The sequence below is a fragment of the Anaerovirgula multivorans genome, assembly GCF_900188145.1.
GTDB lineage: Bacteria > Bacillota > Clostridia > Peptostreptococcales > Natronincolaceae > Anaerovirgula > Anaerovirgula multivorans.
This window is the reverse complement of sequence record NZ_FZOJ01000061.1, coordinates 1-10,278: the sequence shown is the minus strand read 5'-3', so window position 1 is coordinate 10,278 and position 10,278 is coordinate 1. Positions and strand designations below refer to the sequence as shown.

The 10,278-nt window shown below is 38.0% G+C and carries 10 protein-coding genes and 1 pseudogene; all 11 read left to right on the top strand.

Translation table 11 applies throughout. The annotated features are described in order from the left end of the window. Positions 1 to 100: 100 nt before the first annotated feature. A pseudogene (locus tag CHB72_RS24875) lies at positions 101 to 202 on the top strand (helix-turn-helix domain-containing protein); the annotation flags it as partial. Between the two features lie 434 nt (positions 203 to 636). Beyond that, entirely contained in the window at positions 637 to 993 is a 357-nt protein-coding gene (locus tag CHB72_RS24870; RefSeq protein WP_089285564.1) for a type II toxin-antitoxin system PemK/MazF family toxin, read from the top strand. A gap of 114 nt (positions 994 to 1,107) precedes the next feature. Beyond that, positions 1,108 to 1,278 carry a hypothetical protein gene (locus tag CHB72_RS26940; protein ID WP_176431614.1) on the top strand — a complete coding sequence of 57 codons (171 nt, stop codon included), beginning with the start codon at positions 1,108 to 1,110 and terminating at the stop codon, positions 1,276 to 1,278. A 60-nt stretch (positions 1,279 to 1,338) separates the two neighbouring features. Next, positions 1,339 to 2,538, top strand: a complete 1,200-nt coding sequence (locus tag CHB72_RS24865) for a recombinase family protein (protein ID WP_089285563.1) — start codon at positions 1,339 to 1,341, stop codon at positions 2,536 to 2,538. A gap of 319 nt (positions 2,539 to 2,857) precedes the next feature. Then, positions 2,858 to 3,619 carry an MBL fold metallo-hydrolase gene (locus CHB72_RS24860; RefSeq protein WP_089285562.1) on the top strand — a complete coding sequence of 254 codons (762 nt, stop codon included), beginning with the start codon at positions 2,858 to 2,860 and terminating at the stop codon, positions 3,617 to 3,619. A gap of 68 nt (positions 3,620 to 3,687) precedes the next feature. Next, the gene (locus CHB72_RS24855) at positions 3,688 to 4,608 is read left to right on the top strand and encodes a recombinase family protein (protein WP_089285561.1); all 921 of its coding nucleotides are present in this window, start codon (positions 3,688 to 3,690) and stop codon (positions 4,606 to 4,608) included. A 556-nt stretch (positions 4,609 to 5,164) separates the two neighbouring features. Next, positions 5,165 to 5,605, top strand: a complete 441-nt coding sequence (locus CHB72_RS24850; RefSeq protein ID WP_089285560.1) for a GNAT family N-acetyltransferase — start codon at positions 5,165 to 5,167, stop codon at positions 5,603 to 5,605. A gap of 42 nt (positions 5,606 to 5,647) precedes the next feature. Continuing rightward, positions 5,648 to 6,571, top strand: coding sequence for a recombinase family protein (locus CHB72_RS24845; protein WP_089285559.1), 924 nt, complete (start codon positions 5,648 to 5,650; stop codon positions 6,569 to 6,571). Positions 6,572 to 7,293: 722 nt separating this feature from the next. Continuing rightward, positions 7,294 to 7,638 (top strand): GIY-YIG nuclease family protein, encoded by a 345-nt coding sequence (locus CHB72_RS24835; RefSeq protein WP_089285558.1) that lies wholly within the window; start codon positions 7,294 to 7,296, stop codon positions 7,636 to 7,638. Continuing rightward, complete coding sequence (locus tag CHB72_RS24830) at positions 7,635 to 8,099, top strand: DUF6530 family protein (RefSeq protein ID WP_176431613.1); 465 nt, start codon at positions 7,635 to 7,637, stop codon at positions 8,097 to 8,099. Before CHB72_RS24835 ends, CHB72_RS24830 begins: the two co-directional genes overlap by 4 nt. Before the next feature lies 1 nt (position 8,100). Then, complete coding sequence (locus CHB72_RS24825; RefSeq protein WP_089285556.1) at positions 8,101 to 10,137, top strand: AAA family ATPase; 2,037 nt, start codon at positions 8,101 to 8,103, stop codon at positions 10,135 to 10,137. Positions 10,138 to 10,278: the final 141 nt, after the last annotated feature.

The window sequence follows — 10,278 nt, the reverse complement described above, 5'->3', positions numbered from 1 at the left end:
ATCTCTTTTAGCCATATAAACGATTCTCCTTTTAGTATATTGTTTCTAGTTTACATGACCTTAATTTACTTGTCTAGTTTATTGTAACCTATCCACATTTTACGATGAAAGCGGCAATCCCCATTTATGTGTTGATGAGGTATTACGCCGCAGATTGGAAACGAAGCTGATTACCAAAATCTTAACTTTTAATGCGGCTTAACGGATAAATCCATATGGGAAGTACGCCCCCCTTTCCGTACTTCCCGTTTATGGTTTCATTATCAGGCTGATGAACCTTGACAAAGAACGCAGGTCAGATAACGGCTTTGCAGTATAAAGTAAAACGGATACATTTAATTTATAATGAGACAAGCGGTCGATACGCCATGACCTCTATTTAGAGTGAGCGAATATTATCAGACCGTAAAACAAATATGGCAGTTTGTAGGCGATGACATATAGATGGGACAATGATACTCCCTTACAGCCACAGTCCGAGCGTTGAAAGCGTCGCAGGCAATGGGTAGGGTTTCGGCAGAACGCCGAGAGGGTGAAACTCCCGTGGAGCTGTGCCAACAGCCGTTCGATTTTGCTAAGAATTATATACGTTTGATAATACAGTTATTGCACCTCATTGAAAAGGAGATGGAGTATATGAATGACTGCATTATGCGTGGAGATATTTTCTGTGCCAAATTAAACAATGGAGTTGGAGCTGAACAAAGAGGATACCGACCAGTCTTGATTATTCAAAATAATATAGGAAATAAATTTAGTCCAACGGTTATTGTAGCAGTAATCACAGGACAAATTCACCACAAAGCCAGACTGCCAACTCATTGCCAACTAAGTTCTCATTCTTCATTATCCATTCCGTCAATGGTATTGTTAGAGCAGATTACTACAATAGGTAAAAGACGGTTGAAAAAAAATATCAGAAGAATAAGTGAGGAAGAAATTTCTTGTATCAACAAGGCTCTCTCAATCAGTGTAGGATTGGAGAGTCTATAATTATGTCTTTTTCGCTTTTCTAAAGGCATTGAGTTGAAATAGAAAATCGACACATTTCACATAAATTTAAAACCTATTTATAATGGAGGTATGTATTCACGGAGGTGTTTACAGATGGAAAATATCAAACATAAATCAGAAGATGTAGCAGAAAAAGGATTTATTCCAAAAGAAACAGCTTGCTCCATTGGGTCAAAAGAATATAACACATTCATAGATACCATAGTGAGCGTGGTGGAAAAGTATGGAGCTGAGATTTTGGAAGAAATAGATTGTGCTGTGTAATTCACAGCACGTTACATAGGATATTTTCTATTTGTTCAATCAGAAAAGGAGGTTTTATTTATGAACAGAAGTGGAATGAAGTGTGTTTTATATCCTCGTGTCAGTACAGAGATGCAGGTTGATGGATTTAGCTTAGATGGTCAGAGAAACAGTTTAAGACGCTTTGCAGATAGAGAAGAAATGACAATAGTGGACATCTATGAAGATGCGGGCAAATCCGGAAAATCCATTGAGGGCAGACCTGCCTTTAAAAAGATGTTATCAGATATAGAAAATGGCTTGCAAATAGATTACATACTGGTGTATAAACTATCCCGTTTTGGAAGAAATGCGGCAGATATTTTAAATTCCTTAGAATTCACACAATCCTTTGGAATAAATCTTATCTGTATTGAGGAAGGAATAGATTCATCACAGACAAGCGGAAAGCTACTCATATCTGTGCTTTCGGCTGTTGCTGAGATTGAAAGAGAAAATATTATTGAGCAGACTATGAATGGGCGTAAGGAAAAAGCAAGACAAGGTGGCTGGAATGGTGGTTTTGCTCCGTATGGTTATTATTTAAAAGATAAAAACCTGTTCATTCAGGAAGAAGAGGCGGAGGTTATCCGTATCATATATGATAAGTTTGCTAATACAGAAATGGGTTATGGTGGTGTTGCCCAATATCTCAATCTGCAAGGAATTAAGAAAATTCAAAGACAGAATGGAAAGCTCAACGAATGGAGTGGAAGCTTTGTAAGGCAGATTTTAGATAATCCTATCTATTGCGGAAAAATTGCTTTTGGCAGACGGGCAAAGGAAAAAGTAAAAGGGACAAAAAATCAATACCGACAAGCATGGCAAGAAGAATATATTGTAGCGGATGGTAAGCATGAGGCTATCATTAGCGAGGATTTGTGGAATAAGGTTCGTGAAAAAAGAATAGAAACTGAGATAAAACAGCCATCAAAAGTTGGTAAGGATCGTTCACATTTACTTACCGTAGAAATGAACGCTATCACATTAGATAATGTTTACAAGTTGATGATTAACTTTGAAAAAATGTACGACAGAATTAATGATGAAGAACGGAAAGCTCTTGTATCTTCCCTGATTAAAGAAATTCAAATATATCCTCGTGATGAAACGGAAGTGCCACTAAAGTCTATTTCCTTTAACTTTCCTGTCTTTAAAGAGGGAGAAGAAGTGCAGGAACTTTTGTGGGATAAAGATAGGCACGTTGAGTGCGTAGTATTGATGTCAAGGGTTGAGAAGTAGAGTGTGTGAAAGATATGAACACAAGGACTTTATGACTTTTCTGATACTTTACTCAGCTGCTATGTATTCTCAAAATTCTCTGTAAAATCAATGGATGGGAACATATCCACTCATAAGGTTGAGTAGACAGGATTATTGTTAGGTAGGTTGTGGAGATAGGATTGTTAAAGTGTAGGTCGAGTTGATAAAAATATTCAAAACAGACTAATCATCATATGATATAATAAAGCAAATGATGATTAGTCTGTATGGATAGTAGTACAGGTTGTTTATATAGTTTTATGTTGTTAAGATAAAACTGGAGAGGAACGAGGATATTATGAGTGATTGGTTTACAATAAATCAAATTGACAAGGACACATACATTATTAGTGAATATCGTCATTGGGAGGAAACACACTGTTACCTTTTTAACGGTGACGAGCGAAGTTTGCTTATTGATACAGGTTTAGGTATTTGCAATATATATGATGAAATAAAAAAACTGACAGACAAACCTGTAACGGCAATTGCAACGCACATACACTGGGATCATATAGGTGGACACAAGTACTTTCCTGATTTTTACGCACATGAAGTAGAATTGGACTGGCTAAATGGCGGATTTCCGCTTTCTATGGAGACAATCCGAGAAATGGTTATGGATCGTTGTGATGCACCCGAAGGATATGATGTCAATACATACACATTTTTTCAAGGTATACCCACAAAGGTGTTGCACGGAGGAGAGATTATAAATCTTGGCGGCCGAAGAATTAAGGTGATTCATACGCCGGGACATTCTCCGGGACATTTATGCTTTTGGGAAAAAGCGCGCGGATACCTATTTACTGGTGACTTGGTTTATAAGGACACATTGTTTGCCTACTATCCATCGACTGACCCCGCAGCTTATTTAAATTCTCTGGAAAAAGTTGCTGCTTTGCCAGTAACCCACGTATTTCCGGCACATCATAGTCTGGATATTAAACCGGAAATTTTAAATCGAATGCGTGACGCTTTTCGGCAGCTTAAAGCAGATGGCAAACTTCATCATGGAAGCGGAATATTTAATTATGGTGACTGGGCAGTGTGGTTATAAGGTGGAGATTTTGAGCACAATCTTTTGTTTGTCAAACTAATTAGAATTGTTTTATTTGGAGGAGTATTATGTCTGAAAAACCAAGAATACACTTTATACCACCTAAACCTCCAAAGCAAGAAAAAAGAGTAGGTATTTACTGTAGAGTCAGCAGCAATAGTTTGGAACAGCTAAAAAGCCTTTCTGCTCAAGTATCAGCACTTACCAGATTAACAGCAGCCACACCACAATGGCTACTTGTTGACGTTTATATGGATATTGCCTCCAGTAAAACTGGTTCTTCTCGTAGAGAGTTTTCAAGGATGTTGGACGATTGCCAATCGCATAATCTAGAAATCATACTCACTAAGAGTATTAGTAGATTTGGCAGGGATACAGTTGATACTCTTGAAGCTTTAAATCAACTAAAGACTTTAGGAGTTCGTGTGATATTTGAACAAGAGAGTCTGGATACAGCTAATACTGACAGCGACCTTATGATTTCTATAATTGAGTCTATTGCACAAGCAGAAAACGAATCTCGCAGTGATAATATAAGATGGGGCATCAAACAACGTGCCGCCAATGGCAGTTCAAAGCTATATGATAGAAAATGCTATGGGTATACAAATGCTACTGATGGTAGCCTTATCATTGATGATGCAGTGGCTAAAAATGTACGCACGATTTTTGAACTATATCTTCAAGGGAAAAGTGTTCTCGGCGTTGTGAAAGAATTAGAAAGGCTCGGAATAAAATCACCAACAGGAAAAGATAAATGGGCCAAGCGTACCATTGATGTGATGCTGAGTAATGAGAAATATACTGGTACAGTTCGTCTTTTAGATTCTGAAAAGCATGAAGTTCAATATGTTTCAGAAAACAATAATCCACCGATTATATCAGCAGAAACATTCCAAGCAGTGCAAATTGAAAAGGCTAATAGAAGTAATGTGACTAAAGATGAAAATGGAACTCAGAGAAAAGACAAAAAATATAGTTCAAAGTAGTAAATTTTGAAAATAGCCTAATCGAAAATTATATGTTGAGAAGATAAGATGGACTTCAAACCTGTGAAAATGCTAGACTTTTGCTATATTTCTTAAAAGTGTGAATTAGCCTAAGCATTTCATGTTGAGACAGTCACTTTGATAACAAGGGTTTAGAACGGGGCTTCTGGAAGGGCTTGATATAAGCCTTGTGTGTAATTATAAGGTGGGAACCAGAGGTGTGGAAAACTTGATTTTTTTGCTTCGTGGGAACATATCGAAACATGGCCTAAACCCAGTGACAGAGCGATTTAGATGTCGGCATCTGGCGAGTGGTCAGGATAGATGTCAGGGGTTTGCAAGTGGTCGATTTAGATGTTTTTTGTAAAATGCGAGGTTGTGTGGTCAGTATTGATTTTTAAGGTAGATTTGATAAAATGATTGCGTAATAGGCTAACCAACATTGATAAAACATACTCATATGTTTGTTAGCCATGATTCTGAGTAGAGAGATGAACTCAAGTTGTAGATTGATTAAACGCTACGATAAATTTGAATTTATAGGGGGTGTCTACTTATGTATATAAGGAAAGTTTCAAACGATAAGAAAGCATATATCGACTTGCTTTTATTGGCTGACGAACAGGAAAGCATGATAGATAAGTACCTTGAACGTGGTGAAATGTTTGTTCTGAACGATAATGGAGTAAAAGCCGAATGCGTGGTTACTAAAGAGGCGGACGGTATTTATGAGCTTAAGAACATTGCGGTTATGCCTGATTGTCAGCGAAAGGGTTATGGAAAAAGACTGATAGATTTTCTGTTTTCACATTACACCGATTGTAATGCGATGCTTGTCGGAACGGGCGACGTTCCTTCTACGCTTAACTTTTATCAGAAATGCGGATTTGCAGAATCACATCGAATAAAAAACTTTTTCACGGACAATTATGACCATCCGATGTTTGAAGACGGGAAACAGCTTGTTGATATGGTCTACCTGAAACGGGAACAATAAATTCCAATTTGTCTAGTGACTTGTAATTAAGGAGGTATTGTCGTGACTGATAATAAAATAATCCATTATATCCCACCATTGCCTCCGAAAAGAGAAAAACGAGTTGGCATTTACTGCCGTGTGAGTACAAACAGTGTTGAACAGCTGAAAAGCCTTGCCGCCCAAGTATCGGCGCTAACAAGATTGACAGCAGTTAATCCCAAATGGTTATTAGTAGATGTGTATATAGATATTGCTTCAAGTAAGACAGGTTCCTCTCGTAAAGAGTTTTCTCGTATGTTGCAGGATTGTAAGTCACGTGATATAGAAATTATCCTAACAAAGAGCATCAGCAGATTTGGCCGAGATACGGTAGAGATTCTTGATGCCTTGAACCAGCTAAGGATTCTCGGCGTTCGTGTTATATTTGAGCAGGAAGTACTTGATACAGCCGATACAGATAATGACCTTATGATCTCAATAATAGAGTCAATTGCTCAGGCAGAGAATGAATCACGCAGCGATAATATTAAGTGGGGAATCAAACAACGTGCCGCACAAGGTACCTCAAAGCTATATAAAAGAAAATGCTATGGATATTTCAATGATGCAGATGGTAATTTGGTTATCGATGATAAAGAAGCAAAAAATGTGCGCATAATATTTAACCTCTATCTTCAGGGTAAGAGTGTTTTAGGTATTGTGAAAGAACTGGAACGACTCGAAATAAAATCTCCTTCCGGAAAGGCTATATGGCCTAAGAGAACAATTGACGTAATGCTCAGTAATGAAAAGTATATGGGAAATGCCCGATTGCTGGATAACGGAAAACATGATTTATGTTATTTAGCCGAGGGTAATAATCCAGCGATCATATCCAAAGAAATGTATCAAGCTGTGCAGATCGAAAAACAGCACCGAAGTAATGTTATAGAGGGCGATGAAGGAAACAAGCGAAAAAGCAAAAAATACAGTTCAAAGAAGTGAAAAACATAATAGCCTAATCAAGGATTATTTTTTGAGAGGACAGGATGGATGTTAAACCAGCATAAACACAGCGTTATTACTGGGTTTTTCAAAGATGTGAAATAGCCTAAAAACTTCATGTTGAGACAGTAGTATTGATGTCTAAAAAGTGAAGTCCTGAAAGTCTTTAAAATACTAGGTTTCAAAGGTGCATAAATAAAAAGTAATTCTATCCACTCGACTTAAACCTTCGATATGTGTTCATGGGAACATATCGAGGGTTTATTTTTTATAAAAAAATAAGGCTAAAATTGGGCATGGTTGAGTTGACAGATTAGATAAATTCGTAGAGTCGAGGAGATAGGATGGATGTAAATAATCAGCTATTAATTTATTCATAATGTGATGAGCAGCTGGCAAGGCGACTTATTGAGAAAGCAACGTTTTTTGATGATAAAGTGATTGTTGAGTTTAAGTCAGGTGTTGAGCTTGACGTTGAAATATAAGATGTTGAGTTGACTGCCAACCGAGGGATATATACCTTAGTTGGCATTTTTATTTATTTACAGCGTCATTATCGTATAGAAAATGGTAAAAACTCTACGACTAATTAATCAAAGATATAGCATAATCTACTGTTTTTTACAATAATGTCTTTTGAATAATAATGCATTTATTTGGTCTACGGAGCGTGGATTATGTTTTTAAGTATATAAGTATATAATAAAGTCGAGGTGAAGACAATGGATATTAAAAGAAAAAAAGAACTTTTGGAAGCCTATAAAAACAGACAGCCTGAAATAGGTGTAATATCTTACTGCTGTAAAGAAACTGACGAAGTATTTTTAGGTATCTCTAAAGATACAAAAGCTGACTTTAACAGCACTAATTTAAAATTAGCAGCCAACTGGCATCCAAATAAACGATTACAGGAACTTTGGAACAAATATGGCAGAGAAAACTTTGAACTATCAGTTATCAAAGTGTTAAAGTATGATGACCCAAACGAAGATCATACAGCAGAACTAGAAAGTTTAAGGGAGCAGTGTTTAGCTGCTGATCCTAATGCAAGGAGGATATGGAAATGAATGAAAAAACAGTTATGTTGTCAAAGGGTTATGATCGCATAGATGGCAGAAATGCATATAACTCTGACATCAAACGTTTAACATTAGGTATGCCAATACTGGAAGAAAATAAAAAAATGCAGATTGCCGTACAAATTTGGAAAAATGACAAAGATGGTAAGTCGATTTTAGCGCAGGAGATCCCTATACATCAAGTATTTGACTTGGCAATCTTTTTATCCAGGACATTGCTTTACTTTAAGGAGGCGTATCGGTTTCCACTATTATACGATCCAGAAAAACCAACCGTGGAACGAATTGGAGTACAAGGGGGTGTACTACCCGTAGAGATTTGTATTGACAACCAAAATATTAATGAGGATATTAAAACATTTGCTCAAGGCGTGAATGAGTTAGGTGAATTGATTGGAGAACGGCAACGAGTACTTAGTCGTATTTTAGAAGAATTGGAGTGTTATTAAGATGAAACAGACTTGTATTCTATCACCTGCTAGACAGCTAACAGAAGAAGAGCAGTCCCTTGTCTGGCAGAAACCCCCTTCCCATATTGAAAGTGAAGCAGAAAAACGTATATATCAAGAAGTAGTAAGAAATTGGAACCGCGGTGAAATGAAAATCAGCACAATTTTACTGGAGGGGGATGCAGGTTCGGGAAAAACCCAGCTTGCAAAAGCCCTCTCTGCAGATCTTAGCTTACCTTACACGAAAGTAACATGCTTTGCAGATATGGATAAATCAGATGTGCTGGGTTCTATACTACCAGTATTAAACGAAAATGATCAATCAGATACCGTTGAATATTGTTATTATCCGTCAGAAATTGTCCGTGCATATGAAAATGGATGGCTCTTGGAAATTCAGGAACCGACAGTGATTCGGGATGCTGCTGTTTTGATGGCTCTTAATTCTGCATTAGAACCTGATGGTAGCTTAAACTTACCAACTCGCATAGTCCATCGACACCCGGATTTTATTGCTATTATTACAACAAACCGTGGCTACAATGGCTATCGTCCCTTAAATGAAGCTTTGCGTGATAGAGTACAGCATGCCGAAAAACTAGACCTACCAACCAAAGCAGTTATGATGGAACGGGCCAAAGCTAAGACAGGCTATCATTCTGAAAGTGTTCTTTCTCTTTTAGCCGAAACTATTATTTTGCTAGATGAAACAGCTCGAGCTAATGCAATCAAAGGTGTGGCCGGGATGCGATCCTATATTTTTTGGGTTGATGCCGTTGCAAGTGGGGCATCAGTGAAAAATACTTTATATCATAAGGTACTCTACAAAATTACCACTGATCCACAGGAACTTGCCATTTTAGAACAGGCACTAGCAGGCCATGGCTTGATAGAGAAGCTTGCAGAATTGGATACTGTCTGTCAATCCCATTCAGAGGGAGAGAATCCGGAAGTAATGGAACTTAATATTTCTGATAATGGAGAATACGCTTCGGAAATAGATAAGGCTGATAAAAATGCAATCCGTCTGAGAAAATCAGCAGACAGCGAGGGGCATTCGGATACCAGCAGTGATGAAAATACTGATGGTTCAAACAATGATAATGGAGAAAATGGCACTCCATTTTACCATGAGCTTGATAAACCCGTTACAAGCCAATTAGAAAAAAAAGAATTTCGTAAACAGTTGAATATAGAAGCACGGCAAAGTGTTCAAGGGAGCTGCCATGATGCAATCAAGCTAATTGTCCACCGTCCGGAAGCTACCGCTCAAAACAGGGAAGAATATCACAAAATGGCTGCTGCCTTGCTACCGGTTATTCGAGAACTAGTCCGCAAAACCAATCCAATTTTAGAGCATGAAGTTTCTGCTGAATTCGCTAAAACTCAGCTTTATGGCACAAGATTCTGTGCAGATCAAGCCGCTTCATTGGATTTCCGCGTATTTGCCCGCAAGCGCCCTCCTGGAGAGGAGCCCTCCCTTGCAGTAGCTCTCAGGATTGATGAATCAGCGTCTATGTCAGCCTTCGGTCGCTTAGATGCAGCAAAACAGGCAGCCATCGCTTTATATGAATTCTGCATTGGGTGTGGTATTCCCATCATGGTTTACGGGGATACAGCAGATCGCGCCAAGTTGGAACAAATGTCCATTTATGCATATGTAGACTTTGAAAGCAAAGACACAGATGAAAAATATAGTCTTATGAACATTCAGGCTCGTAGCAATAACCGGGATGGTATGGCGTTACGTATTATTTCCGATAGATTGCTTAATGCACCGCAAAAAAACAAATTAATAATCAGCATTAGTGACGGGCAGCCTAAAGCTATGCCTGATTACACAGGTGAAAAAGCAGCCCATGATATGAAAGATACTTTACAGGAATATCGACGTAAAGGCATCAAATTCCTTGCTGCAGCTATTGGGCAGGATAAAGAGGCTATCCGTAAACTTTATGGAGCTGAAAATACATTGGATATAACCGATTTGAAGCAGCTTCCAGCAAGATTGGTACAAATAATCGCAAGGTTTCTGTAAGTATGTTATACTAAGCAATTTGAAAAGTGTTTTACAGCATGGATGCAAGAAGTAACTGCTATGAAAGAAGGAACAGTAGTAGCTATAGATGGAAAAACCATGAGGGGAACGGCGAATAAAAGAGCAGGCAAAAGAGCAGTT

Coding starts and splice junctions, on each gene's coding strand:
- CHB72_RS24870 (WP_089285564.1), top strand. CDS start 637: ATGAATGACTGCATTATGCGTGGAGATATTTTCTGTGCCAAATTAAAC.
- CHB72_RS26940 (WP_176431614.1), top strand. CDS start 1,108: ATGGAAAATATCAAACATAAATCAGAAGATGTAGCAGAAAAAGGATTT.
- CHB72_RS24865 (WP_089285563.1), top strand. CDS start 1,339: ATGAACAGAAGTGGAATGAAGTGTGTTTTATATCCTCGTGTCAGTACA.
- CHB72_RS24860 (WP_089285562.1), top strand. CDS start 2,858: ATGAGTGATTGGTTTACAATAAATCAAATTGACAAGGACACATACATT.
- CHB72_RS24855 (WP_089285561.1), top strand. CDS start 3,688: ATGTCTGAAAAACCAAGAATACACTTTATACCACCTAAACCTCCAAAG.
- CHB72_RS24850 (WP_089285560.1), top strand. CDS start 5,165: ATGTATATAAGGAAAGTTTCAAACGATAAGAAAGCATATATCGACTTG.
- CHB72_RS24835 (WP_089285558.1), top strand. CDS start 7,294: ATGGATATTAAAAGAAAAAAAGAACTTTTGGAAGCCTATAAAAACAGA.
- CHB72_RS24830 (WP_176431613.1), top strand. CDS start 7,635: ATGAATGAAAAAACAGTTATGTTGTCAAAGGGTTATGATCGCATAGAT.
- CHB72_RS24825 (WP_089285556.1), top strand. CDS start 8,101: ATGAAACAGACTTGTATTCTATCACCTGCTAGACAGCTAACAGAAGAA.